The following is a 25,715-nucleotide window of genomic DNA, read 5'->3' on the forward strand; positions in this document are numbered from 1 at the left end:
TTTCTTTCAGGCTGCTGGTATGGGTTATGATAGGAAGCCTGAAAACTTGGAAAACACACATGAAACAGCGAACTCTGGCCAAGAAGCTCACCGCCACAGGCGTCGGCCTGCATTCGGGCGTGCGCGTGCTGCTGACGCTCAATCCGGCTGAAGCGGGCCGCGGCATTTCGTTCCGGCGCACCGATTTGTCGGGAAAGCAGGGCGAAGTGATTCCGCTGACGCCCTATCTGATTAACGATACCCGTCTGTCGTCCACCGTGGTTACCGAAGACGGGGTGCGGGTGGGCACCATCGAGCACATTATGTCGGCGCTGGCCGCTTACGGCGTTGATAATGCGCTGATTGAACTCAATGCGCCGGAAATCCCGATTATGGACGGCTCCAGCCTGCCGTTTATTTATCTGCTGCAGGATGCCGGCATTGTCGAGCAGGATAAGGAAAAGCGCTTTTTGCGGATTTTAAAGACGGTGGAAGTGAAAGACGGCGACAAATGGGTGCGCTTTACGCCTTACGACGGCTTTAAGGTGCGGCTGACCATCGATTTTGACCATCCGGTTTTCAACCGTGGCGGTACCACATTTGAGATTGATTTTGCCGGCCAGAATTATGTTGAAGAAATCGCCCGCGCTCGCACCTTCGGCTTTATGCAGGAAGTGGAAATGATGCGCTCGCACGGCCTGGGCTTGGGCGGCAATCTGTCTAACGCGGTGGTGATTGCCGACAACGACGTACTCAATCCCGACGGCCTGCGCTATCCCGACGAGTTTGTCCGCCACAAAATTCTCGATGCTATTGGCGATCTGTATATCGTCGGCCATCCGATTATCGGCTCCTTTGAAGGCTTCAAGTCCGGCCACGCCATCAATAATGCGCTGCTGCGCAAAGTGCTGGCCGACGACACCAATTACGAATGGGCGGAGTTCCCTGACAATCAGGATTTGCCTGCAGCCTTTAGCGGCGTGGATACGCTGGCAGCCTGAAAATATCGTCCGACAATCGAAAAAAGCAGCCTGAAAACCGAAAATCCGGTTTTCAGGCTGCTTTTTGCCGTATCAGTGTTTTTCAGGCTGCCTATACCTGATAGGTGGTGGAAGCGGTATTGCCGCCGCTGCCGGTCCAGTTGGTATGGAAAAACTCGCCGCACGGCCGGTCGGTGCGCTCGTAGGTATGGGCGCCGAAGTAGTCGCGCTGCGCCTGCAGCAGATTGGCAGGCAGGCGGCTGCTGGTATAGCCGTCGAGAAAAGTGAGTGCCGAGGTCATGCACGGGGCGGGAATACCGCTTTCGATGGTTTTGGCGACAACTTTGCGCCACTCCGGCAATGCGGTTTGCAGGATATCGCGGAAATAGGGATCGGAACCGAGGAAAACCAATTCGGGATCTTGGGCGTAGGCATCGCGGATGTTTTGCAGGAATACGCTGCGGATGATGCAGCCTTCGCGCCACAGCAGGGCGGTGTTGCCGTAGTCCAGCTGCCAGCCGAAACTTTCGCTGGCTTCGCGCATCAGCATAAACCCTTGCGCGTAAGAGATAATTTTCGCTGCCAGCAGCGACAGGCGCAGCGCTTCCAGCCAGCTTTCGCGTTCGCCTTTGATAATGGGATTCGGGCGGGAAAACAGCTTGGCTGCCTGCTCGCGCTGTGTTTTGAGCGCCGATACGCAGCGGGCAAACACGGCTTCGCTGATTAGCGTCAGCGGTACGCCGGCATCCAGCGCATTGATGGCCGTCCATTTGCCGGTGCCTTTCTGGCCGGCGGTGTCGAGAATTTTTTCCACCAGCGGGCTGCCATCGCTGTCCTGATAGCCGAGAATATCGGCGGTGATGCCGATCAAATAGGAATCGAGTTCGGTTTGGTTCCAGGCACGGAAGGTTTCCTGCATCTGCTTGTGATCCATGCCCAAACCGTCTTTCATAAACTGATAGGCTTCGCAAATCAGCTGCATATCGCCGTATTCGATGCCGTTGTGCACCATTTTGACAAAATGTCCGGCGCCGTTTTTGCCCACCCAGTCGCAGCAGGCTTCGCCGTTTGGCGTTTTGGCGGCGATGGCCTGCAGAATCAGTTTGACATACGGCCAGGCTTCTTCATTGCCGCCGGGCATAATCGAAGGGCCGTGGCGCGCGCCTTCTTCGCCGCCGGAAATGCCGGCACCGACAAAACGGATGCCTTGTTCGCGCAGCGCTTGGGTGCGGCGCTCAGTATCGGGATAGTTGGCATTGCCGCCGTCGATAATGATGTCGCCGGCATCCAAAAGCGGTAGCAACTGGCTAATAAAGTCATCAACCGCTTCGCCGGCGCGCACCATCAGCAGGATTTTGCGCGGTCGATCGAGCATCGCCACCAGTTCTTCCAAGCTATAGGCAGCCTGAACGGCGGTTCCTTTGGCGGTGGTGGCGAGAAATTCCTGTGTTTTGGACGCGGTGCGGTTGTAAGCGGCAACCTTAAAACCCTTGTCGTTCATATTCAAAACCAGATTCTGCCCCATTACTGCCAGGCCGATTACGCCGATATCCGCTTTCATTTTGCTACCTTCCAAATATTTTGAGACGGCGCACTTTACATTAGCTTTCCTGCCCAGACAACAGCTATTCCTGAGCTCGGGCTTTATCATTATTACGAATCTGATTTTAGAAATTTATTTGGTAATGCTAGTTTATATGGCCGGCTTATTTTGCTGGATAAAAATAATTCAGCCGATAAAACATTATTTTGAGTCGATATTAAGCCTGCGGAAAACCCTTGTAGCCGGCAGAATAATCATGTGGAACGATGTGGATAAAGCTGGGCATAAATACGAATTCTGTGTATAAGTTGCGCCGTGTTTTAGAATATCCCGCCTGAAGCATACCCAAATCAGGCGGTTTCGGCTAAAATCCGTCCGGCTTTCAGGCTGCCTGGTTTCGATAGGCAGCCTGAAAAAATCTTGGTCAGTCCGAAAGCCTTAAGGAATTGTTATGAAAGCATTGGTAGCCGTCAAACGGGTTGTCGATTACAACGTCAAAGTCCGCGTGAAAGCGGATGGTTCGGATGTTGATATTGGCAATGTGAAAATGTCGATGAATCCTTTCGATGAAATTGCGGTGGAAGAAGCCGTCCGTTTGAAGGAAGCGGGCAAAGTGAGCGAGGTGGTGGCGGTGTCGATCGGCGGCAAAAAAGCCGAAGATACCCTGCGTACCGCTTTGGCGATGGGTGCCGACCGTGCCGTGCATATCGAAACCGAAAGCAGCGTCGAGCCGCTGGCCGTGGCGAAACTGCTGAAAAAAATCGCCGAGCGGGAAGAGGCGCAACTGCTGCTTTTAGGCAAACAGGCGATTGACGATGATGCCAACCAAACCGCGCAGATGCTGGCGGCGCTGATGAATGCGCCGCAGGCAACCTTTGCCGGCAAAATCGAAGTGAACGGCGGCGAAGTACTGGTTACCCGCGAAATCGACGGCGGCGAGGAAACGCTTGCTTTCAGACTGCCTGTGGTGGTCAGCGCCGATTTGCGTTTGAACGAACCGCGTTTTGTGAAGCTGCCAAGCCTGATGCAGGCCAAAAAGAAACCTTTGGAAAAGCATACCGTTGAAGAATTGGGCGTTGATATTTCGCCGCGTTTGGCGGTGGCAAAATACGCCGAGCCCAAACCGCGCCAAGCCGGTATCAAAGTGGCGGATGTCGATGAGCTGCTGGCAAAACTGAAAGAAGCAAAGGCAATTTAAGGAGCGCGAAATGACTGTATTGGTATTGGCCGAACACAACGGCAAAACTTTGAATCCGTCCGTGCTGCACGCAGTAACGGCGGCCAAGCAGCTGGGCGAAGTGCACGTTTTGCTTGCCGGATCGGATATTGGTGCGCTGGCGGCGCAAGCGGCGCAAATCGAAGGGGTGGCTAAGGTATTGGCGGCCGATGCGGCGCATTATGCTGAAAACCTTGCCGAAGAAATCGCGCCGCTGCTGGCGTCGCTGGCCGGCGCTTACCGCCATTTACTGGCCGCTGCCAATGTTTACGGCAAAAACATCATGCCGCGCGTTGCCGCCCTGCTGGATAGCCAGCAGGTTTCTGATGTTGTTGAAATCATTAATGAAAACACTTTTGTTCGTCCGATTTATGCCGGCAATGTGTTCATTACCGTTTCTAGCCAGGATCCGCATCTGGTGCTGACCGTGCGCAGCAGCTCGTTTGACAAGGCTTCTGCCAGCGGCGGCAACGCCCAAATCGACAGCGTAACAGCCACTGCGCCGCAGAATCTGAGCCGTTTTGTCAGCCGCAAGCTGACCGAGTCCGACCGCCCTGATTTGACTCAGGCGCGGGTGGTGGTTTCCGGCGGGCGCGGATTGGGCAGCGCCGAGCAGTTTGATGCGCTGCTGACGCCGCTGGCCGATGCTTTGGGCGCCGCTATTGGTGCTTCACGCGCCGCCGTCGATGCCGAATATGCGCCCAACGATTACCAAGTGGGACAAACCGGCAAAATCGTTGCGCCCGAGCTGTATGTTGCCGTCGGCATTTCCGGCGCCATTCAGCACATCGCCGGCATGCAGGACAGCAAAGTGGTGGTCGCCATCAATAAAGATCCAGATGCACCGATTTTCAATGTTGCCGATTTCGGCTTGGTGGGCGATTTGTTTGATGTTGTGCCCAAACTGACAGCCGCTTTGCAGGTAAACGCATAAACAAGGTTTCACGTGAAACAAGGTTTGTTTCAGGTAGCCTGAAAACTGGTTTTATGGAAATATTCACTTATCAGACGATAGCCGCTTCGGTGCAGGCTGAATTTAAGGATAAAGGCAGCAGTTTTACTGCTCATGCCTATCCGGTTCGGACTGAGTCTGAAGTGAAAGAATACGTCGATAAGCTAAAGCAAGAGCATCATAAGGCGCGGCACCATTGCTATGCCTACCGCATCGGCGTGGACGGCAACCGTTTTCGCGCCAACGACGACGGCGAGCCGGCGGGAAGTGCTGGCCGGCCGATACTCGGGCAGATTGACTCTTTCGGGCTGACCGACGTTTTGGTGGTGGTGGTGCGTTATTTCGGTGGTACGCTGCTGGGTGTACCCGGCCTAATTCGGGCTTATAAAAGCTCGACCGAAATGGCTTTGCGTGAAGCGCAAATCATCGAAAAAAATATTGAAAAAACGGTATTGCTGCGCTGCGAATATCCGCATCTCAGCCAGATGCTGACCATAGGCCGGCAACATCAGGCGCAGGTGCTGGAGCAGGATTTGCAGCTGGACTGCCGGATTATATTCAGCATTCCCCTGTCGTCATACCGGCATTGTCTTGATGCCTGGATGGAAACGCGGCAGGCGGAAATTATCGAACAGGCAGCCTGAAAACTTTTCAGGCTGCCTTATTGTGATAAGGAAAAGGGATAATTATGAAAGTGTTAGTAATCGGCGGCGGCGGCCGCGAGCATGCTTTGGCGTGGAAGCTGGCGCAGTCTGAAAAAGTCTCGCGCGTGTATCTGATGCCCGGCAATGCGGGTACGGCGCGGGAAAATAAAATTGTTAATCTGGCGGCGAAAAACCATCAGGAGCTGATCGGATTTTGCCGCGATGAAAAAATTGCTTTTACCGTTGTCGGCCCTGAAGCGCCGCTGGCGGCGGGGATTGTTGATGATTTTCAGACTGCCGGACTGGCGGTTTTCGGCCCTACCCGCGCGGCGGCGCAGCTGGAAAGTTCCAAAGACTTTGCCAAAGCTTTCATGCAGCGGCACGGCATTCCTACCGCTGCCTACCAAACCTTTACCGATGCCGCAGCGGCGCATGCTTATTTGGAGCAAAAAGGCGCGCCGATTGTGATTAAGGCCGACGGTTTGGCGGCGGGCAAAGGCGTGATTGTTGCCGAAACCTTGGAGCAGGCGCATGCCGCGGTGGACGATATGCTGTGCGGCAACAAGATGGGCGATGCCGGCTCGCGGGTGGTAATTGAAGATTTTTTGCGCGGCGAAGAGGCCAGCTTTATCGTGATGGCCGATGGCGAAAACGTGCTGCCGATGGCCAGCAGCCAAGACCACAAACGTCTGCTGGACGGCGATAAAGGGCCGAATACCGGCGGCATGGGCGCGTACAGCCCGGCGCCGGTGGTCAGCCCGCAGGTGCACCAGCGGGTAATGGAAAAAATCATTTTGCCCACCGTGCGCGGTATGAAAGCCGAAGGCCATCCGTTTACCGGTTTTCTGTATGCCGGTTTGATGATAGACGGGCAGGGCGAGCCTTATACCGTCGAATTTAACTGCCGTTTCGGCGACCCCGAAACCCAGCCGGTTTTGAGCCGTTTGGACAGCGATTTTGCCGATTTGATTCAGGCTGCTTTGGACGGCCGTTTAAACGAAGTCCAAGCGCAATGGAACCCGCAAACCGCGCTCGGCGTGGTGCTGGCGGCGGAAAACTATCCCGATTCGCCGCGCAAAGGCGATGCCATCACCGGTTTGGAGCAGGCTCAGGAGCGCGGCTGCAAAGTCTTTCATGCCGGAACCGCCGCCAACGATGCCGGCGAAACCGTAACCGCCGGCGGGCGGGTGCTGTGCGTGGTCGGATTGGGCGACGATGTGGCGCAGGCCAAAGCGCAGGCTTACCGCGGCGTCGAAGCCATCCGTTTTGCCGGCATGCAGTACCGCCGCGATATTGGCGACAAGGCTTTGCCTGCCTGATGCCTGTTAGCCTGTTTTCAGACAGCCTGAAAACAAGCAAAACACGAATATCAAAAAAACAATAGAAAAGCAGCCTGAAAAGCGTTTTCAGGCTGCTTCAAGCGTTTATCCGCGCTTAGTTGCGGCAGGTGGTTTCGACGTTGTTGCCGTAGGGATCGGAGAACTGGAAGAAAGCTTCGTTGCCTTTCTGGTGCCATTCGGTCGGTTTGCCGTACAGGCCGTTTTTGGCGGCGTAGCGCTCGCCGGAAGCGGAAATTTCGCGTTTCAGGTTGACGCGTTTGCCGTCATGAATCAGCGTCAGACGGTCTTGGCCGGAGTATTGCACTTCGACGATGAAGCCGTTTTCGCATTCGAATTTGCTGCCGGCGTGGTTGTGGCGCGGCTCGGTATGGCGCTCTTCGTGGCGCTGGTCGTGATGGGAACCGTCGTCGAGTACGCCGCAGGCGGTTAAAGCCAGCAGCAGGGACAAAGGGGCGAGCAGTTTGGCGGTTTTCATAAATCAAACTCCAAAAGTAAGTGGAAAAATGCTGCCGCGGGGCAGACGGAGACAATGCTAATCAGGCTTGCTGCCGCTGGCAATATCACTTGACACAAATTTACACCGCCAAGGGTGGCCGTTTCAGCTTTTCATTAGGCGCACAGCCTTATAAAATGAAGCCCTTTTGGTTCCAATCCGCCGCTTTCAGGCTGCCTGAAAAAGACACAGGATTAACATTTATATACTGGAAACACCATGACCGACTATTCCAAAACCGTCAATCTTTACGAATCCCCCTTCCCTATGCGCGGCAATCTGGCCAAGCGCGAGCCGGGTTGGGTGAAGCAGTGGCAGGAGCAGCAGCGCTACGCCAAACTGCGCCGGAAGGCGGCGGGGCGGCCGAAATTCATCCTGCACGACGGCCCGCCCTATGCCAACGGCGACATCCACATCGGCCATGCCGTTAACAAAATCCTGAAAGACATCATCATCCGCAGCAAAACGCTGGCCGGCTTCGACGCGCCCTATGTGCCGGGCTGGGACTGCCACGGCCTGCCGATTGAAGTGATGGTGGAAAAGCTGCACGGCAAAGACATGCCGCCGAGCCGTTTTCGCGAGCTGTGCCGCGAATACGCCGCCGAGCAGATTGCCCGCCAGAAAAAAGACTTTATCCGTCTGGGCGTGCTGGGCGACTGGGACAAACCCTACCTGACCATGGACTACCGGACCGAAGCCGACACCGTGCGCACGCTGGGCGAGATTTACAAGGCTGGTTATCTGTATCGCGGTGCCAAGCCGGTGCAGTTTTGTTTGGACTGCGGTTCGTCGCTGGCCGAAGCGGAAGTGGAATACAAAGACAAAGTCTCGCACGCTATCGACGTTGCCTATCCTTTCCAAGATCCCGCTGCGCTGGCCAAGGCTTTCAGGCTGCCTGAAAACGATGCGCCCGCCTTTGCGGTGATTTGGACGACCACGCCGTGGACGCTGCCCGCCAGCCAGGCAGTCAGCGCCGGTGAGAATATTGTTTACCAGCTGATCGACACGCCCAAAGGCCGCCTGCTCTTGGCCAAAGACCTGGCCGCAGCCGCTCTGGAGCGTTACGGTTTTTCAGGCTGCCCCGTGCTGGCTGAAACCAGCGGCGCTGCGCTGGAAGGCCTGCTGTGCCGTCATCCCTTCTTGGAGCGCGATATTCCGCTGCTACTGGGCGAACACGTTACCACCGATGCCGGTACCGGCTTGGTGCACACCGCGCCCGCGCACGGTTTGGAAGACTATTTTGTCTGCAACAAATACGGTATCGAACTCTACAATCCGGTCAATGCCGAAGGCCGCTACATCGGCGAAGTGCCGCGCGTGGCGGGCATGACCGTATGGCAGGCCAATCCGGTGATTATCGACTGGCTGCGCGAAAACGAGCGCCTGCTGTGCGAAGCCAAAATCGAGCACAGCTACGCCCACTGCTGGCGCCACAAAACCCCGCTGATCTACCGCGCCACCGGCCAGTGGTTTATCGGCATGGACAAAGCCGGTACCGACGGCAAAACCCTGCGCGACAAAGCCATCAAAGCGGTGGACGACACCGAATTTTTCCCCGCCTGGGGGCGCGCCCGTTTGCAGGCGATGATCGAAGGTCGCCCCGACTGGGTGGTTTCCCGCCAGCGCTACTGGGGCACGCCGATGACCTTTTTCGCCCACAAAGAAAGCGGCGAGCTGCATCCCGATTCCGCCGCGCTGCTGGAAAAAATCGCCAAACGCATCGAAGAAAAAGGCATCAACGCCTGGTTCGAACTCGACAAAGCCGAGCTGCTGTCGCCCGAAGACTGCGAACAGTACGACAAACTGCCCGACACCATGGACGTATGGTTCGATTCCGGCAGCACCCACTTTTCCGTGCTCAAACAGCGCGAAGAGCTGGCCTGGCCGGCCGATCTGTATCTCGAAGGCAGCGACCAGCACCGCGGCTGGTTCCAATCTTCCATGCTCACCGGCTGCGCCACGCTCGGCCGCGCGCCCTACAAGCAGCTTCTGACCCACGGTTTTGTCGTTGATCAAAACGGGCGCAAAATGTCCAAATCCATCGGCAACGTCGTCGCCCCGCAGGAAGTCTATAACGAATTCGGCGCCGACATCCTGCGCCTGTGGGCGGCCGCCACCGACTATTCCGGCGAGCTGGCCATCTCCAAAGAAATCCTGAAACGCGTTACCGAAAGCTACCGCCGCATCCGGAACACTCTGAGCTTTCTGTTTGCCAACCTGAAAGACTTCAGCCCGATTGAAGACGCCGTACCCTTTGCCGATATGGTGGAAATCGACCGCTACGCCTTGGTGCTTGCCCGCCTGCTGCAAGAGCGCGTGGCCGGCGACTACTACCCGCGCTACGCCTTCCACTTTGCCGTGCAGGACATCGTCCAATTCTGCTCCGAAGAACTCGGCGCCTTCTATCTCGACATCCTCAAAGACCGCTTGTACACCACCCAAGCCGGCAGCCACGCCCGCCGCAGCGCCCAAACCGCGCTCTACCACATCACCCGCAGCCTGGTGCTGCTGATGTCGCCGATACTCTGCTTCACCGCCGAAGAAGCGTGGGACATCATCGGCGGCGGCGAAGAAGACAGCGTGCTGTTCCACACCTGGCACAACTTCCCGCCCGCCAGCGCCGGCGAAGCGCCGCTGCTGCACAAATGGACCGCTGTGCGCGAAGCCCGCGCCGTGGTTAACGCCGCCATCGAACCGCTGCGCGCCGACAAAACTGTCGGCTCGTCCCTGCAGGCCGAAGTGGTGCTGACCGCACCCGAGCCGCTTTACGGCTACCTGAAAGCACTCGGCAACGAACTGCGCTTCGCCCTGCTGGTTTCCGCCGTGCGGCTGGAGAAAGGCGACACCCTTGCCGCCAGCGTTACCCCCAGCGCCGCCCCCAAATGCGAGCGCTGCTGGCACTACGTCGGCGACGTCGGCACCGTTGCCGCCCATCCCACCCTGTGCGGCCGCTGCGCCGACAATATCGACGGCCAAGGCGAAAGCCGCGACTACGTGTAAGGGCTTTCAGGCTGCCTTTGGCAAACAGGCAGCCTGAAACGCAAACCCCAAAAAGCAGCCTGAAAACGACCAATCCGGTTTTCAGGCTGCTTAAACCGCTTTTGTTCACCCGTATTTTTTCAGGCTGCCCATGTCCAATCCGCCCCAAACCATCGCTGCCGTCGCCACCGCCCCCGGGCGCGGCGGCGTCGGCGTAATCCGCATTTCCGGCAAAGAGCTGCTGCCGCTGGCGCAGGCTCTTAGCGGCGGCAAAACGCCCAAGCCGCGTACGGCGCTCTACACCGATTTCACCGCTGCCGACGGCACGCCGATCGACAACGGTCTGCTGCTGTATTTCCCCGCGCCGGCCAGCTTTACCGGCGAAGACGTTATCGAGCTGCAGGGGCACGGCGGGCCGGTGGTGATGCAGATGCTGCTCTCGCGCTGTTTGGAGTTGGGCGCCCGCGCCGCCGAGCCGGGCGAGTTCACCAAACGCGCGTTTCTCAACAACAAACTCGATCTGGCGCAGGCCGAAAGCGTGGCCGACCTGATTGACGCATCCAGCCAGAGCGCCGCCAAAATGGCGCTGCGCTCGCTCAAAGGCGAGTTTTCGCGGCACATCCACGCGCTGGTGGACGAATTGATTACGTTGCGGATGCTGGTAGAAGCCACGCTCGATTTCCCCGAAGAAGACATTGATTTTCTCGAAGCCGCCGATGCCCGCGGCCGGCTGGCGGCGCTGCAGCGGCAGGTGGAAGCCGTGCGCGCGTCGGCGCGGCAGGGCAGCCTGTTGCGCGAAGGTATGACGGTGGTGCTGGTGGGCGCGCCCAATGTCGGCAAGTCCAGCCTGCTCAACGCGCTGGCGGGCGACGAAGTGGCGATTGTTACCGACATCGCCGGCACCACCCGCGACACCGTGCGCGAGCAGATTGCGCTGGATGGTGTACCGGTACACATCGTCGATACCGCCGGCCTGCGCGAAACCGACGATGTGGTCGAGCAAATCGGCATCGGCCGCAGCCGCCGCGCCGCTGAAGAAGCCGATGTGGCGCTGGTGCTGGTTGATCCCGCCGAAGGTCTGAACGCCGCCACCCGCGACATTCTCGCCCAGCTGCCGGCCGGCCTGAAGCGGATTGAAATCGAAAACAAAATCGACTTAAACGGCACCACGCCCGAGCGCCAGGACTTAAACCAAGCGGCAGACAGCGGCGCCGCCACCCGCATCCGCCTGTCGGCCAAAACCGGCGCGGGGCTGGATTTGCTGCGGCAGGCGCTGCTCGATCAGGTCGGCTGGCAGGGCGAAAGCGAAAGCCTGTTTCTGGCGCGCAGCCGCCATTTGAGCGCGCTCGAAGCCGCTGCCGCCGAGCTGGACGCCGCCGCGCTGTGCAATAATCAGCAAATCGAACTGTTTGCCGAGCACCTGCGGCTGGCGCAGCTTGCCTGCAGCGAAATCACCGGCGAATTTAGCGCCGACGATTTGCTCGGCGTGATTTTCTCGCGCTTCTGTATCGGCAAATAATCGGCAAACAAAGGCAGCCTGAAAGCCCGAAATCCGTTTCAGGCTGCCGCTATCGGGATTGGCAGACACCATGTGGCACATCGTTATCATCGCCTATATTTTCACCACCGCCATGTTTGCGGTGGCGCAGCCGGGCATCGCCCGCAAGCTGATTTACCTGACCTTTTGGACGATACTGCCGACGTGGTTTTTTTTCTGGTCGGCAATGATCCGTCACCGCAACCGCCAGATGAAGCTGCAAGAGCGCCTGCCGCAGGGCGGGCAGCCTGAAAACGCTCCGCCACTGCCGCCCCAAGACGGCACGGCGGAAGATTGAGCGTTCAGGCTGCCGGCAAAGCATCCGGGCAGCCTGAAAAACAAGGCAGCCTGAAAGCCGGTCAAACCGTTTTCAGGCTGCCTTGTTCTTTGCCTTCATCCCGCGTCTCCCGCTTTTGCTATACAATCGCGCCCGCCGCGCCTGCGGACGATTAACCGTTTTTTATTCCTTAAGGACACCCACATGCTGCATCCCGAACAAGTAAAAGAAATGATCCAATCCGTCGCCCCCTGCGAATTTATCGAAGTGGAAGGCGACGGCCACCACTTTTTCGCCCGCATCGTTTCGCCCGCCTTTGAAGGTCTGAACCGGCTGGCGCGCCACCGCCTGATTAAAGACGGTCTGGCGGAAAAGCTGGCGAGCAACGAACTGCACGCGCTGTCGATTTCGATGGCCGCTACCCCCGCAGAATGGGAAAAGGCAGGTAAAGCCTGATTGCAGGCAGCCTGAAAAAACATGAGCGCGTTTGCCGAACATACCGAAGCCTACCTGCTGACGCTGGTTCAGCAGGGGCGCTCGCCGCATACCGTAGCCGCCGCGCGCCGCGATTTGGCGCAGCTGCTGCCGCTGCTGCCCGATAACAGCGAACCGCAGCGGCGCGATCTGACGGCGGCGCTGATGCGGCTGTCGCAACGCGGTCTCAGTCCCGCCTCGCTGGCGCGCAAGCTGTCGGTTTGGCGGGCTTATTGCGCTTTTCTGGTGGCCAAAGGCAGCCTGAAAAACAATCCGGCGGAAAACCTGAAAGCCCCCAAACAGCGCGAGCGTCTGCCCAAGGCGCTGGAGCGGGAAACTTTGGCGCTGATGCTCGACAGGGCGGCCGCCGATGCCGACGGGGCGCTGGCCTGCCGCGACTATGCGGCGGCGGAACTGATGTACGGCAGCGGACTGCGTTTGTCGGAACTGTGCGCGCTGAATCTGGCCGACGTCCGTTTTGCCGAAGGCTGGCTGGACATCAAAGCCGGCAAAGGCGGCCGCCAGCGCCGCGTGCCGCTGACCGCCAAAAGCATCGCCGCGCTGCAGGCCTATCTGCCGCTGCGCGTGGCGGCGGCGGGCGAAACAGCGCTGTTTACCGGCCAAAGCGGTCGTCGCATCGGCGCGCGCCAAATACAGAAGCGCCTTGCACAGTGGGCGCAGCAGCACGGTGGCGAATCTTTGTCGCCGCATATGCTGCGCCACAGCTACGCCAGCCATCTTTTGCAGGCTTCGCGCGATTTGCGGGCGGTGCAGGATCTGCTCGGCCACAGCAGCCTGAAAGCGACGCAGATTTACACCAAGCTCGATTTCGACCATCTGGCGCAGGTTTACGACCAGGCGCATCCGCGCGCGCAGCGGCAGCCTGAAAGCGCAGAAAAGGAAGAAACGTGAACAATCTCTACCAATGGGCGCAGGTGGTGCATCTGTTTTGCGCCATTGCCTTTGTGGGCGGCGTGTTTTTTGAAATGCTGGTGCTGGGCGTGATCCACGATAAAAAACGGGTGTCGCGCGAATCGCGCCGCGAAGTGGAGCGGGCGCTGTCCTACCGCGCCACCCGCGTGATGCCCTTTGTGGTGCTGGGGGTGTTCGTTTCCGGCATCACGATGGCACTCAACCGCTACCTTGCGGTGCTCAGCCAGCCCTTCGCGTCGGCCTTTTCCATCCAACTGACGCTGAAAATCTGCGTGGCGGCGAGCATTCTGGTGCATTTTGTGATTGCAGTTTACAAAATGCGCACCCACACCCTGACGGCAGCGTGGTCGAAATACATCCATATTGCGGTGTTCTGCCATATGCTGCTGATTGTGCTGCTGGCAAAAACTATGTTTTTCGTCAGCTGGTAGTTTGGAATAAAACAAAAAAGGCAGCCTGAAAACTTTTCAGGCTGCCTTTTTGGCGTTTGCCGGCATCAGATGCGCATCGGCATCACGATGTATTTAAAGTTCGGCTGGTTGGGCACGGTAAATAGGGTGGAGCGGTTGGCATCGCCGAAAGCCAGCTGCATATCGTCGCTGTGCACGCTGCGCAGCACGTCCATCAGATAGTTGATGTTGAAGCCGACTTCCAATTCGCCGCCTTGGTAGGCGATTTCCAAATCTTCCTGCGCTTCTTCCTGCTCGTTGTTGCTGCACAAAATCCGCAGCACGCCGGGCAGCAGCTGCAGGCGCACGCCGCGGAATTTTTCGTTGGCGAGAATCGCCGAGCGCTCCAGCGCGCCCAAGAGTTCGCTGCGGCCGATCAGGAAGATTTTGTCGTTGTCCAACGGGATCACGCGGTTGTAATCGGGGAATTTGCCGTCGATGACTTTGCTGACGATAACTGTGCCGTTACAGGTGAAGCGCACTTGGTTGCGCAAAAGTTCGATGTTGATGTCTTCGTTCGGACGGTTGAGCAGTTTCACCAGTTCGAGCACGGTTTTGCGCGGCAGGATGACTTCGGCTTTGGGCAGCTCGGCTTCGATTTCGCAGCTGGCGTAGGCCAGGCGGTGGCCGTCGGTAGCCACCAGGCGCAGCTGGCGGCCTTCCACCTGCAGCAGCAGGCCGTTGAGATAGTAGCGGATGTCCTGCACCGCCATGCTGTACTGCACTTGGCCGAGCATGGTTTTCAAATCTTCCTGCTTGAGCGAAAACTGGATTTCGGTTTCGTCTTCCACATTCATGGTCGGGAAGTCTTCGGCGGGCAGGGTTTGCAGGTTGAAGCGCGATTTGCCGGCTTTGAGCGTCAGCCGGCTGTCGGCCCAGTCGAGCGCGACGATGGCGCTTTCGGGCAGGGCACGCAGGATGTCCTGCAGTTTTTTGGCGTTGGTGGTGATGGCGAAATCGCCGCTTTCGGTTTGCGGGCCGCCGGTGTGGATTTGGATTTCCAGATCGGTGGCAAGCACGTCGGTTTCGCCGTCGCGGCTGCGGATCAGCACGTTGGAGAGTATTGGCAGGGTGTGCTTGCGCTCGACGATGCCGGTAACGGCCTGCAGCGGTTTGAGCAGGCTGTCGCGGTCGGTTTGCAGAATCAACATGGCGTTTCCTTAAATTGCGTTAGGATTGGGGCGGAATCTTATACGTTTGGCTGCAAATAATAAAGCGCAGGCAGCCTGAAAATGCGTTTTATCGCGCTTTTGCCGCACGGGCGGCGTTTTCAGGCTGCCTGCGGCCGGCAGGGCGTGGTGTCAGTTTTGCACCAGAATCAGCAGTTTTTCGTAGTCTTTTTTGGTTTCGGGGTCTTCGTCGCGCAGCTTGGTGATGTTTTTCACGCCGTGGATGACGGTGGTGTGGTCGCGGCCGCCGAAGGCTTCGCCGATGGCGGGCAGGCTCAGGCTGGTCAGCTCTTTGGCAATCGCCATCGCCATCTGGCGCGGACGGGCGAAATTGCGGTTACGCTTTTTGCCGGTGAGATCGGCGATGCGGATGTGGTAGTAGTCGGCCACCGCCTTCATAATCAGTTCGACGGTAATCGGCTTGTAGTTGTGGGCGATGATGTCGGTCAGGGTGTCGGTAACCATGTCCATATCGATCAGCGACACATTGTCGAAACGGCAGCGGGCGATCAGGCGGTTGAGCGCGCCTTCGAGCTCGCGCACGTTTTGTTTGACGTTTTGCGCGATAAACAGCACCGCGTCTTCTGCCAGCCGGATACCGGCGTCGGCGGCTTTGCGCTCGAGAATGTCCACCCGCATTTCCAATTCGGGCGGTTCCAGCTTCAGCGTCATGCCCCACGAAAAGCGCGAAACCAGTCGCTGTTCCATGTTTTCCAGGCTGCTGGGGAGTTGGTCGCAGGTCAGGATAATCTGCTGGTTGCGCGAATGGAAATGCTCAAACAATAGGAAAAACTCTTCCATCGTGCGGTCTTTGCCCTGGATAAACTGGATGTCGTCGATAATCAGCAGCTGGTAGCGCAGATACTGCTGCTTGAAAGAATCCCAGTTTTTCTGGCGCACCGCGGCCACAAAGGTGTTCACATAATCGTTGGCATGGATGTAGAGCACCTGCGCCGCCGGATTGATGCGCAGCAGCTCGTGGCCGACCGCCTGCGCCAAGTGGGTTTTGCCCAGACCGGTGCTGCCGTAAACGAAAAACGGGTTGTACATATCGTCGCCCGGTTTTTCGGCAATGCTTTTGGCCACCGCCACCGCCAGATGGTTGCCCTTGCCTTCGACCAGCGATTCGAAAGTATAGTCGCTGCTCAGATTGGTTTGCTTGTGGCGCTGCTTGGCGTCGGCATCGGCTTTGGCCTGCTCGATGGCGGAAGCGGGCGGCGCTTTTTTGCCGCTGTCTGCCGCGCCTTTTTCCGTGTTTTCCGCCGTGCTTTTTTTCGCCGGCCGCAGATTGCTCATGCGGCGGTCGAGAATTTCCTGCGCCGTCCGTGGCGAAGCGTCTTTGCCGCCGGCAGGCTGTGCGGTGGTTGGTGTCGGTTCGGCGTTTTCAGGCTGCTTTGCCGCCTGCCGCTCGAAAGGATAGCGGGTGCCGCTGCCGACTTTAATCAAAAGCGGCGGCGCATCCGGCGCCAGCAGCTCGCGCGCCTGGGCGAGCTTGGCGCCGTACTGTGAGCGCAGCAGGTTGGCGGCAAACTGGGTTTTGGCGTACACCACCCACGCGCCGTCCTCCTCGCCCACGGTCAGCGGGGCGATGGAAAAATCAAACTGCTGCTCGGTCAGCTCGGCCGCCAGCAGCGACAGACACTGCGGCCAAAATTCGGCTAGTTTCATCATTGCGGGATTCTTTGCATCAAAGGGGTGCCGCCACAGGCGCTCCACAGGCAGCCTGAAACAGACAAGACAAGGAAAAGGGAGAGTGCGGCAGAAGTTTTCTGTTTTATATTGAAAGCATTGCCTGCTTTTCAGGCTGCTTTCCAAGCGCCGCGAAAGGGCGGATTATATAGGCAAAGCCCGCCGAAAGCCATCATCGCCGCCGCCCTTTCCCCGCCCGCATTTAAGCCGCTTTGCGTCCGACACTTACCTATTTTTATTGACAAAAGACAGCAAAACAGGTTTAATCCGCCATTTTGTTTCGACAACATTTCACGGGAAAAAATCATGAAACGCACTTACCAACCTTCAGTTACCAAACGCAAACGCACCCACGGCTTTCTGGTGCGCTCCAAAACCCGCGGCGGCCGCGCCGTGCTGGCAGCCCGCCGCGCCAAAGGCCGCAAACGTCTGGCCGTATAATTGGACCAGAGTTTCGGCAAGTCCTGCCGCTTGTTGAAAACGGAAGATTTTTCTTCCGTTTTTGCATTGAAAAAGCAGCGCTCGCGCCACTTTGTGCAGGTGTTTTATTCCGCCGACAACGGCCTGGGCCGGGCTCGGCTGGGTTTGGTGGTTTCCAAGAAAACCGCCCGCCGCGCCAACCGCCGCAACTATATGAAGCGGCTGCTGCGCGACTGCTTCCGCCGCCACCGCCACGGCCTGCCGCCGCAGGACTTTATCGTCCGCGTGCGCACCGCCTTTACCCGCGAGCAGGCCGCCCAAGTGCAGGACGAACTGCTACGCCTGCTGGCCGGTTAGCCGGTTAAGCGGATCGGCAGTAAGGCAGCCTGAAAATACGGCGGCAAAATGCGGCGCCTGTTTTCAGGCTGCCTGAAAACGGCAAGATCCCTACCGTGCGGTGCTTGTGTAAAAATCGCGGAAAATTCGGTGCTTGGCATTGATATTTGTCGCCGGCATCCCGATTTTGCCGCGGTTCCTACTTTCAGGCTGCCTGAAAAATGCTCAGCAAACTGTTTCTACTGCTTATCCGCTTCTACCAGCGCGGCATCAGTCCGCTGCTGCCGCCGCGCTGCCGCTACACACCCACCTGCTCGCAATACGCACTCGAAGCCGTGCGCAAATACGGCGCGCTCAAAGGCGGCTGGCTGGCGGCCAAACGCATCGCGCGCTGCCACCCTTTCGGCGGCTGCGGCTACGATCCCGTTCCCTAATTCAGGAAATATCCGATGGATTTCAAACGAATGATGACAGCGATGGCGCTGTCGCTGCTCATTTTAATGGGTTGGCAAAAACTGTTTCCGCCGCCCGAACCTGCCGCTGCCCAACAGCCGGCGGCAACGGCCGAAGCCAAGCAGCAGGCTGCCGCGCTTAATGTGTCGGCACCGCTGACCGTTGAAACCGATACCGTTAAAGCGCTAATTGATGAAAAAAGCGGCAACCTGCTCGGTTTGACGCTGCGCCGTTACAATGCCACCAACGACGAACAGAAGCCGTTTGTGCTGTTTCAGACCGGTAAAGAGCACAATTATGCCGCGCTCTCATCCGTAGTGGATGAAAAGCACAATAATCTGCTGGAAAAAACCAGCTTCAGCGCCGCCCAGAAAAGCTACGCGCTTAAAGGCGACAAGCTGGAAGTGCGCCTGAGCGCGCCCGAGCAAAACGGCCTGCAGGTAGAAAAAGTCTATACCTTCAGCAAAAACAGCTATCTGATCAATGTCCGCTTTGAGTTGAAAAACACCGGCAGCGAGCCGCTGAAAGTCGGCGGCGACTACCAAATCGTCCGCGACAATTCCACGCCCGAGGGCGAGGGCTGGTTTATGCACAGCTATACCGGGCCGGTGGTGTACACGCCCGAGGGCGAATTTCAGAAGGTTGAATTTTCCAAGCTCGACGACGATTTCAAAAGCGGCCGCGACACCGCCGAATACCAGCGCAAAAGCCAGGGCGGCTACACCGGCATGATCCAGCACTATTTCATGTCTGCCTGGGTGATGCAGCCTGAAAAAGGCGCCAATGCCTGCGCCAACGGCTGCGAGATGAGCGTCAAGCGTGTGGGCGAAAACCTGTACCGCGCCGGCGTTTACCCCGCTGCCGTCGAGATTGCGCCCGGTCAGAGCAAAACGCTGTCTGCCGATCTGTATGCCGGCCCGCAGATTACCGAGATTCTCAAAAGTACCGCGCCCAATCTCGAATTGGCCAAAGACTATGGCCGCGTCCACATTTTCGCCGCGCCGCTGTTTGCCCTGCTCAAATGGCTGCACAGCCTGATCGGCAACTGGGGCTGGGCGATCGTGGTGCTGACCCTGATTGTCAAAATCGTCCTTTATCCCCTGAACAACGCCGCCTACCGCTCCACCGCCAAAATGCGCGTGCTGGCGCCGAAAATGGAAGCGCTGAAGAAAAAATACGGCGAAGACAAACTGGCGATGCAGCAGGCGATGATGCAGCTGTATAAAGACGAGAAAATCAACCCGCTGGGCGGCTGCCTGCCGATGCTGGTGCAGATGCCGATCTTTATCGGTTTGTACTGGATGATTTTCCTGTCCGTCGAACTGCGGCAGGCGCCGTGGCTCGGCTGGATCAGCGATTTGAGCCGTCCCGATCCCTGGTATGTGCTGCCGGCGATGATGGCGGCGACCATGTGGTTCCAAACCAAGCTCAATCCCGCGCCCACCGATCCGATGCAGGCGCAGATGATGAAGATTATGCCGCTGGTGTTTTCGGTGATGTTCTTCTTCTTCCCGTCCGGGCTGGTGCTCTACTATGTGGTCAACAACCTGCTGACCATCGCCCAGCAGTGGCACATCAACCGCCGCATGGGTTTTGCCGGCGCGGCTCCCGCGGTGGAAGTGCTCGACAAAGAGCCTGCTGCCAAAGGCGGCAAAGGCAAGAAAAAATAATTTCAGGCTGCCTGAAACCGTCAAACCGCGGTTTCAGGCAGTTTTGTTTTTCAGGCAGCCCGAAAGAACCCGGCGCGCAAAACCGACATTCCAACCTTTTCCAACCCGCAAGGATAGGCCATGCAAAATCCGATGAACTGGACGCAGCTGATGTCCGCCACCCGCTTTTATCTGGCCGACGACAACAGCGTGCGCCCGCTGCCGGCCAAAGCCGCCGAAGACTACCGCAGCGCGTATCACGTCGATTACGACCGCGTGGTATTCAGCAACGCCTTCCGCCGGCTCGGACGCAAAACCCAGGTGCATCCGCTGGCGAAAAACGACCACACCCACAACCGGCTGACCCACAGCGTCGAAGTCGCCAGCGTCGGCCGCAGTCTCGGCGCCCGCGCCGGCGGCATGCTGGCCGCTGCCGGCGAGTTGCCGGAGCATCTGCAGCCCGTCGATATCGGCACCGCCGTGCAGGTGGCCTGTCTGGCGCACGATTTGGGCAATCCGCCCTTCGGCCACACCGGCGAAGACGCGCTCAGAAGCTGGTTCAGGCAGCCTGAAAACGCCCGTTTTCTCGACGGCCTTAGCGATGCCGAACGCCGCGACGTGCAGGGTTACGAAGGCAACGCCCACAGCCTGCGCCAAATCGCCAGCCTGCAAAGCTACCGCAACAGCGGCGGCCTGCGGCTGACCGCTGCATCGGTCGGCGCCCTGCTCAAATACCCGTGGGGCAGCACCCGCGACGGCACCCGCGGCAAATTCAATATCTACCAAACCGAAATGCCCTATATCCGCAGCGTCGCCGCCGAACTCGGCCTGCTCGCGCAAGACAGCGACTGCTGGGCGCGCCATCCCTTGTCCTACCTGATGGAAGCTGCCGACGACATCTGCTACGCGCTGATGGACTTGGAAGACGCCGTCGATTTGGGGCTGCTCGATGCCGGCGACGTTGAAAGCCTGTTCCGCCGCCTTGCCCCCGCCGGCAGCGACAGCGGCGGCGCCAACAGCAGCGAACGCAGCGCCCTGCTGCGCGGCCCCGCCATCGGCCGTGCGGTGGACGAAGCCGCGCAAACCTTTTTCGACTGCCGCCACGAACTCTTAAGCGGCAGCCTGAAAGCCAAAGACCTGCTCGCCCTGTGCAGCGACGAAGTGCAGGGCACGCTGGAAGCGGCAAAAAAACTCGCCCGCGAGCGCGTGTTCCGCCACCGCAGCAAGCTGATGTACGAGCTGGCCAGTTTCCCCTGCCTGGCCACCATACTCGATGCGCTGGTGCCCGCCGTCCACAGCCTGCTGCGCGGCCGCCCCGACGTGCGCCAAACCCTTGCCCTCGGCCTACTCGACAACGACCCCGTCCGCGCCGACGACAGCCTGTACGCCGCCTATATGAAGGTGCTGGATTTCGTCGGCGGCATGACCGACAACTACGCCGCCCGCATGGCGCGCGAACTCTCCGGCCTTGATATGGCCTGAACAGGCATTTGGCAGGCGGGCAGAGCCGTCGCCGCCGCGCAAAAAAAGCAGCCTGAAAACCTTGGACAAGGTTTTCAGGCTGCTTTGCCTTTTAGCTAGGCGGCTGCCGATGCTTTCAGGCTGCTTTCGCCGTGCCGGTTGCGGACTTTACAACTGCTCCAGTTTCGCAAAGGCAGTATCCAGCGTTTTGATGCCTTCTTTGCCGAAGTTGATGGTCAGGCGGGCGCTGTCGCCTTTGTCGGAGGCGTCGATGATGACGCCGGTGCCGAATTTGGGGTGGCGCACGTTCTGCCCCAGGCGGTAGCCGTGGAAGTTTTGCCCGTCTGCTTCGGGGCTTTGCTGCTCCGATTGTCCGATGCCCTGCTGCGGGTGCAGAGTCGCGGCGGCATAGGGTTTGGCGGGGGCGGACAGGGTGTGGACGATGTCGGCGGGGATTTCGCCGACAAAGCGCGAGAGCACGCCGTATTGGGTTTGGCCGTGAAGGATGCGCTGCTGCGCCATGCTCAGATACAGGCGGCGGCGGGCGCGGGTGATGGCAACGTACATCAGACGCCGTTCTTCTTCCACGCCGCCGCGCTCGGCCAGGCTCCATTCGCTGGGGAAGCGGCCTTCTTCCATGCCGGTTAGGAAAACGGTGTCGAACTCCAGCCCTTTGGCGGCGTGGACGGTCATCAGCTGCACGGCGTCGTCGCCTTCGCCGGCGCTGTTTTCGCCGGATTCGAGCGCGGCGTTGCTGAGAAAGGCGAGTATCGGAAACTCGGGGCTGGCGGCGGCGCCTTCGGGCAGGGTTTCAAACTGGCTCTCTTCGGCTCGGAAGGAGAGCGCGGCATTGACCAGCTCGTCCAAGTTTTCGTTGCGCTCTTGGTCGGCGGGATTTTTCTGTTTCTGGTAATGCGCTTCCAGCCCGCTGTCGGCAATGATTTCGCGCAGCAGGTCGGGCAGCGAGAGCACGGCGGCCTGTTCGCGCAGGCCGTCGATCAGGCGCACGAAAGCGGCGATTTTGGCGGCTTTGGCGCCCATGCCGCAGGCAGCCTGAAAGAGTGAGCAGCCCTGTTCGGCAGCGGCGGCCTGGATGGTTTCGATGCTGCGGGTGCCGATGCCGCGCGGCGGGAAGTTGATCACGCGCAAGAGAGCGTTGTCGTCGTCGGGATTGACGGCCAGCCGCAGGTAGGCCAGCGCGTGTTTGATTTCCTGACGCTCGTAAAAGCGCAGGCCGCCGTAGATGCGGTAGGGAACGGCAGCCTGAAAAAGCTGCTGCTCGATAATGCGCGACTGGGCGTTGCTGCGGTAGAGCACGGCGCATTGGCTGTAGGCGCCGCCCTCGCGGTGCAGCGCCTGGATTTCTTCAACGGCGAAGCGGGCTTCTTCCAAATCGGTGGCGGCGCAGAACAGACGGATTTTGTCGCCCGCTTCGGCCTCGGTGCGCAGGTTTTTGCCCAGGCGTTCGCTGTTGTGGGTGATGACGGCGTTGGCGGCATCGAGAATGCGGCCGACCGAGCGGTAGTTCTGTTCGAGCTTGATCGGCGCGTCGATGTGGAACTCGCGCATCAGATCGGCCATATTGCCGACGTGGGCGCCGCGAAAGCGGTAGATCGACTGGTCGTCGTCGCCGACGGCAAACACCGCCGCGCCGCCGCCGGCCAAGAGTTTCAGCCAGGCGTATTGCAGTTTGTTGGTGTCTTGGAACTCGTCCACCAGAATGTGGCGGAAACGGTTTTGGTAATGGGTGCGCAGCACGTCGTGGCTTTGCAGCACTTCGTAGCAGCGCAGCAGCAGTTCGGCAAAATCGACCACGCCTTCGCGGCGGCACAGCGCGTCGTATTCGGCGTAATACTGGATCAGGCGGCGGGTGTGCGGATCGGGCGCTTCCAATGCTTCGGCGCGCAGCCCGCTTTCCTTTTGCGCGTTGATAAAGCCCTGCAGGGTGCGCGGTGCGATGACTTCTTCGGCAATGCCCGCGCTTTTGAGCAGGCGTTTGATCAGGGCGAGTTGGTCGCCGGAATCGAGAATCTGAAAACTCTGCGGCAGGCCGGCGTCGCGGTAGTGCTGGCGCAGGAAACGGTGGCACAGGCCGTGGAAGGTGCCCAGCCACATCGCCCGCAGGTTGTAGGGCAGCACCGCCCCCAGCCGCGCCTGCATTTCCTTGGCGGCCTTGTTGGTAAAGGTAACCGCCATAATGCTGTGCACGTCGGCCTGAGCCGTCTGCATCAGCCAGGCGATGCGGGTGGTGAGCACGCGGGTTTTGCCGCTGCCCGCCCCCGCCAGCACCAGCGCCGACTGCGGCGGCCAGGTAACGGCGGAAAGCTGCTCGGGGTTGAGATGGTCCAAAAGGCGGGTGTCTGCGCTGGAAAACATGGTTTCAGGCTGCCTGAAAAAGAAAAGCGGCGATTGTATAGCAAAGGCAGCCTGAAAACGCGGATTCGGTTTTCAGGCTGCCTTGCCGCAGGCAAAAAACGGCGCAAAAGTAAGGTTAAAAGCGTTTTTCAGGCAGCCTGAAAGCGCAAAAGGCAACAAAGCCGCAGCCAAAACCAATCACATACTTGCGGAAACAAATGAACGGCACTATCATTAGCATCCATTAAATTAAACTAAAGTTTGTAAGGAAACACACCATGTATGTCTGCATCTGTAATGCCGTTACCGACCACCAGATTAAAGAGAGTGTTGCCGCCGGCGCATCGTCGCTAACCGACCTGAAAGACCAGCTCGGCGTGGGCAACTGCTGCGGCTGCTGCACCGACCTTGCCGGCTCGTTTCTCAGCGCCGCCGCCGTTTCTTCAAGCATTTCGGTAACTTCGCCGATGGGCGCCGAACATTAATTCCCTTTCGTTTTCATTTTTCGTTTCCGTTGTATTCCTTTATCAAATTGGGCGGCTGTAACCAGGCCGCCGTTTTTTTGCCCGCCGCCTGCCGCATTTGCGTACAATCGCCGCTTTCAGGCTGCCTGCGAGAGTTGTCCGATTATCATGCGTAGAACTTCGTCCCGAACCAAAACCTTCTCCCCCTTCAAATGGCTTTTGCTGTTGCTGCTTGCCGCCGCCGGCGCCTATGCCGCCCTGCTGTTTGCCCCCAAAGGCACCGGCAAGCCCTATACCCTGCGTATCGCCAAAGGGCAGGGCATGGCCGCCGTCAGCCGCCGGCTGGCAGACGACGGCATCGTTTACAGCCGCTGGGTGCTGCTGTCGGCCGCCTATTTCGACGGCAGCCACGACAAACTCAAAGACGGCAGCTACCGCCTGCCCGCCCGCCTTTCGGCATGGGAAGTTCTGCAGCGCCTGAAAAGCGAAACGCCCGACACCGTGCGCGTGCAGATTATCGAAGGCATGCGCTTTTCGCAGATGCGCCGCCTGATCAACCAAAACCCCGACATCCGCCACGACACCGCTAGCTGGAGCGACGAGCAGCTTCTAAACGCCGTTGCTTCCGACATCCCCTACCATCATCCCGAAGGGCTGTTTTTCCCCGACAGCTACGAAATCAGCATGAACAGCAGCGATCTGCAGATTTTTCAGGCTGCCCACAAAGCCATGAACCAAGCGCTCGACCAAGCCTGGGAAAGCCGCAGCGCCGATCTGCCCTACCAAGACCGCTACCAGCTGCTGATTATGGCCAGCCTGATTGAAAAAGAAACCGCCCACGCGGAAGACCGCGGCAATGTCTCATCCGTATTCCGCAACCGCCTGCGCAAAAACATGCGCCTGCAGACCGACCCCACCGTGATTTACGGCATGGGCGACGCCTATCAGGGCAAAATTCGCAAAGCCGACCTGCAGCGCGACACCCCCTACAACACCTATACCCGCAACGGCCTGCCGCCCACGCCCATCGCTCTGCCCGGCCGCGCCGCGCTTGAAGCCGCCGCCCATCCCGCCGACAGCGATTATCTCTATTTCGTCTCACGCATGGACGGCAGCGGCAAAAGCCAGTTCAGCCGCACGCTGGAAGAACACAACGCCGCCGTGCGCCAGTACATCCTGAAAAAATAAGCACCGCAGATAAAAAAGCAGCCTGAAAACCGGTAACAAGGTTTTCAGGCTGTTTTTTCGTTTGGAACAAAATGGCTGTTTTGCCCTATATGCCGAAAACACCTGCCCCGCGCAGGCAGGGCTGGGTTGGGCGGGACGGTTCAGACTTTGACCACATAGGTATCGGCCAGCAGATCCCACAATACACGGCGGTCTCGCTCAACCATAAACAACAGTACCAAATTGGCTATTAGGGCGACAATGCTGATTATGCCGCCAAGTATCGGAATCGCCCCCAGAATGCTGACAATCAGGTTGTAGCCAAACTCACGCACCAATACATATTTGACAAACCCCGGATTGTCTCCGTCTGCATTTACCACACGGATACCGAGCAGTTTTTTACCGAAAGTCTGGCCGTATTTCGTCATCAGTACCACTTGGTAAACAAGGTAAGCCAATACCAGCGCGATGAACACCAACATCATAAGCTCGGCGTTGTTGCGGAATGAGGGCACGATAAGGGCAGCAACAATGCCGATAACAAATATCGGCAGGCTATCCACTATACGGGCACCGATGCGCTCGCCCGCGCCGGCCAGAACCAGGGTTTCTTCGTCCATTCGCGTGTCGATGGCGGTGGATTGGTAGGCTTCGCGGTAATCAGTACGCTGCGGCTGATTGTTGAAAGAACCGTTGGGGTTCGGGCGGTAGTCTTGCATAACGATATCCTTCGAGGGGTTTAACGAAAAAAGG

General features: G+C 58.6%; 24 protein-coding genes. 18 read left to right on the forward strand and 6 right to left on the reverse strand.

Annotated features, from left to right (window positions below):
• The first annotated feature begins 59 nt into the window (after positions 1 to 59).
• Positions 60 to 980: a UDP-3-O-acyl-N-acetylglucosamine deacetylase gene (gene lpxC, locus MB824_RS09955; RefSeq protein WP_238748365.1), complete on the forward strand. Its 921-nt coding sequence runs from the start codon at positions 60 to 62 to the stop codon at positions 978 to 980.
• A 91-nt stretch (positions 981 to 1,071) separates the two neighbouring features.
• On the opposite strand, the gene gnd is transcribed toward lpxC, so the two are convergent.
• Positions 1,072 to 2,520 carry a decarboxylating NADP(+)-dependent phosphogluconate dehydrogenase gene (gnd, locus tag MB824_RS09960; RefSeq protein ID WP_238748366.1) on the reverse strand — a complete coding sequence of 483 codons (1,449 nt, stop codon included), beginning with the start codon at positions 2,518 to 2,520 and terminating at the stop codon, positions 1,072 to 1,074.
• A gap of 433 nt (positions 2,521 to 2,953) precedes the next feature.
• On the opposite strand from gnd, the gene MB824_RS09965 reads away from it, so the two are divergent.
• From MB824_RS09965 to purD, 4 genes are read left to right on the forward strand one after another with little or no spacing between them, the layout of a single operon-like run.
• Positions 2,954 to 3,700 (forward strand): electron transfer flavoprotein subunit beta/FixA family protein, encoded by a 747-nt coding sequence (locus MB824_RS09965; protein WP_238748367.1) that lies wholly within the window; start codon positions 2,954 to 2,956, stop codon positions 3,698 to 3,700.
• Positions 3,701 to 3,710: 10 nt separating this feature from the next.
• Entirely contained in the window at positions 3,711 to 4,652 is a 942-nt protein-coding gene (locus MB824_RS09970; protein ID WP_238748368.1) for an electron transfer flavoprotein subunit alpha/FixB family protein, read from the forward strand.
• A gap of 53 nt (positions 4,653 to 4,705) precedes the next feature.
• The gene (locus tag MB824_RS09975) at positions 4,706 to 5,314 is read left to right on the forward strand and encodes an IMPACT family protein (RefSeq protein ID WP_238748369.1); all 609 of its coding nucleotides are present in this window, start codon (positions 4,706 to 4,708) and stop codon (positions 5,312 to 5,314) included.
• Between the two features lie 44 nt (positions 5,315 to 5,358).
• On the forward strand, positions 5,359 to 6,633 hold the full coding sequence (gene purD / locus MB824_RS09980) for a phosphoribosylamine--glycine ligase (RefSeq protein WP_238748370.1): 1,275 nt from the start codon (positions 5,359 to 5,361) through the stop codon (positions 6,631 to 6,633).
• Positions 6,634 to 6,748: 115 nt separating this feature from the next.
• Here the strand turns inward: purD and MB824_RS09985 are convergent, their stop codons facing one another.
• On the reverse strand, positions 6,749 to 7,129 hold the full coding sequence (locus MB824_RS09985) for an MliC family protein (protein ID WP_238748372.1): 381 nt from the start codon (positions 7,127 to 7,129) through the stop codon (positions 6,749 to 6,751).
• Between the two features lie 237 nt (positions 7,130 to 7,366).
• Between MB824_RS09985 and ileS the strand changes: the two genes are divergently transcribed.
• The 6 genes from ileS to MB824_RS10015 all read left to right on the forward strand — a co-directional run bounded on the left by ileS (position 7,367) and on the right by MB824_RS10015 (position 13,778).
• On the forward strand, positions 7,367 to 10,147 hold the full coding sequence (gene ileS, locus MB824_RS09990) for an isoleucine--tRNA ligase (RefSeq protein ID WP_238748374.1): 2,781 nt from the start codon (positions 7,367 to 7,369) through the stop codon (positions 10,145 to 10,147).
• Between the two features lie 130 nt (positions 10,148 to 10,277).
• Positions 10,278 to 11,645 carry a tRNA uridine-5-carboxymethylaminomethyl(34) synthesis GTPase MnmE gene (mnmE, locus tag MB824_RS09995; protein WP_238748375.1) on the forward strand — a complete coding sequence of 456 codons (1,368 nt, stop codon included), beginning with the start codon at positions 10,278 to 10,280 and terminating at the stop codon, positions 11,643 to 11,645.
• A 70-nt stretch (positions 11,646 to 11,715) separates the two neighbouring features.
• Entirely contained in the window at positions 11,716 to 11,961 is a 246-nt protein-coding gene (locus MB824_RS10000) for a hypothetical protein (protein WP_238748376.1), read from the forward strand.
• Between the two features lie 183 nt (positions 11,962 to 12,144).
• Positions 12,145 to 12,396: a BolA family protein gene (locus MB824_RS10005; RefSeq protein WP_238748377.1), complete on the forward strand. Its 252-nt coding sequence runs from the start codon at positions 12,145 to 12,147 to the stop codon at positions 12,394 to 12,396.
• Between the two features lie 21 nt (positions 12,397 to 12,417).
• Entirely contained in the window at positions 12,418 to 13,326 is a 909-nt protein-coding gene (locus tag MB824_RS10010; RefSeq protein WP_238748378.1) for a tyrosine-type recombinase/integrase, read from the forward strand.
• On the forward strand, positions 13,323 to 13,778 hold the full coding sequence (locus MB824_RS10015) for a CopD family copper resistance protein (protein WP_238748379.1): 456 nt from the start codon (positions 13,323 to 13,325) through the stop codon (positions 13,776 to 13,778). Before MB824_RS10010 ends, MB824_RS10015 begins: the two co-directional genes overlap by 4 nt.
• Before the next feature lie 65 nt (positions 13,779 to 13,843).
• On the opposite strand, the gene dnaN is transcribed toward MB824_RS10015, so the two are convergent.
• Positions 13,844 to 14,947 carry a DNA polymerase III subunit beta gene (gene dnaN, locus MB824_RS10020; RefSeq protein ID WP_238748380.1) on the reverse strand — a complete coding sequence of 368 codons (1,104 nt, stop codon included), beginning with the start codon at positions 14,945 to 14,947 and terminating at the stop codon, positions 13,844 to 13,846.
• A 150-nt stretch (positions 14,948 to 15,097) separates the two neighbouring features.
• Positions 15,098 to 16,633: a chromosomal replication initiator protein DnaA gene (gene dnaA / locus MB824_RS10025; RefSeq protein ID WP_238748414.1), complete on the reverse strand. Its 1,536-nt coding sequence runs from the start codon at positions 16,631 to 16,633 to the stop codon at positions 15,098 to 15,100.
• 327 nt (positions 16,634 to 16,960) lie between these two features.
• Here dnaA and rpmH point away from each other — a divergent pair, with 327 nt between their 5' ends.
• From rpmH to MB824_RS10050, 5 genes are all read left to right on the forward strand, one after another.
• Positions 16,961 to 17,095 carry a 50S ribosomal protein L34 gene (gene rpmH / locus MB824_RS10030; protein ID WP_002214728.1) on the forward strand — a complete coding sequence of 45 codons (135 nt, stop codon included), beginning with the start codon at positions 16,961 to 16,963 and terminating at the stop codon, positions 17,093 to 17,095.
• Positions 17,096 to 17,431 carry a ribonuclease P protein component gene (gene rnpA, locus MB824_RS10035; RefSeq protein ID WP_238748382.1) on the forward strand — a complete coding sequence of 112 codons (336 nt, stop codon included), beginning with the start codon at positions 17,096 to 17,098 and terminating at the stop codon, positions 17,429 to 17,431.
• A gap of 200 nt (positions 17,432 to 17,631) precedes the next feature.
• Positions 17,632 to 17,844 carry a membrane protein insertion efficiency factor YidD gene (gene yidD / locus MB824_RS10040; protein ID WP_238748383.1) on the forward strand — a complete coding sequence of 71 codons (213 nt, stop codon included), beginning with the start codon at positions 17,632 to 17,634 and terminating at the stop codon, positions 17,842 to 17,844.
• A 15-nt stretch (positions 17,845 to 17,859) separates the two neighbouring features.
• Positions 17,860 to 19,533, forward strand: coding sequence for a membrane protein insertase YidC (yidC, locus tag MB824_RS10045; RefSeq protein WP_238748384.1), 1,674 nt, complete (start codon positions 17,860 to 17,862; stop codon positions 19,531 to 19,533).
• Between the two features lie 120 nt (positions 19,534 to 19,653).
• A complete protein-coding gene (locus MB824_RS10050) occupies positions 19,654 to 20,994 on the forward strand; it encodes a deoxyguanosinetriphosphate triphosphohydrolase (RefSeq protein ID WP_238748385.1) in 1,341 nt (446 codons plus the stop codon).
• Between the two features lie 147 nt (positions 20,995 to 21,141).
• Here the strand turns inward: MB824_RS10050 and MB824_RS10055 are convergent, their stop codons facing one another.
• The gene (locus MB824_RS10055) at positions 21,142 to 23,349 is read right to left on the reverse strand and encodes a UvrD-helicase domain-containing protein (protein WP_238748386.1); all 2,208 of its coding nucleotides are present in this window, start codon (positions 23,347 to 23,349) and stop codon (positions 21,142 to 21,144) included.
• A gap of 257 nt (positions 23,350 to 23,606) precedes the next feature.
• On the opposite strand from MB824_RS10055, the gene MB824_RS10060 reads away from it, so the two are divergent.
• Positions 23,607 to 23,813: a (2Fe-2S)-binding protein gene (locus MB824_RS10060; RefSeq protein ID WP_238748387.1), complete on the forward strand. Its 207-nt coding sequence runs from the start codon at positions 23,607 to 23,609 to the stop codon at positions 23,811 to 23,813.
• A 147-nt stretch (positions 23,814 to 23,960) separates the two neighbouring features.
• Positions 23,961 to 24,980: an endolytic transglycosylase MltG gene (gene mltG, locus MB824_RS10065; protein ID WP_238748388.1), complete on the forward strand. Its 1,020-nt coding sequence runs from the start codon at positions 23,961 to 23,963 to the stop codon at positions 24,978 to 24,980.
• A 140-nt stretch (positions 24,981 to 25,120) separates the two neighbouring features.
• On the opposite strand, the gene MB824_RS10070 is transcribed toward mltG, so the two are convergent.
• Complete coding sequence (locus MB824_RS10070; protein WP_238748389.1) at positions 25,121 to 25,681, reverse strand: RDD family protein; 561 nt, start codon at positions 25,679 to 25,681, stop codon at positions 25,121 to 25,123.
• Positions 25,682 to 25,715: the final 34 nt, after the last annotated feature.

The organism is Kingella pumchi (genome assembly GCF_022288825.1).
Classification (GTDB): domain Bacteria; phylum Pseudomonadota; class Gammaproteobacteria; order Burkholderiales; family Neisseriaceae; genus Kingella_D; species Kingella_D pumchi.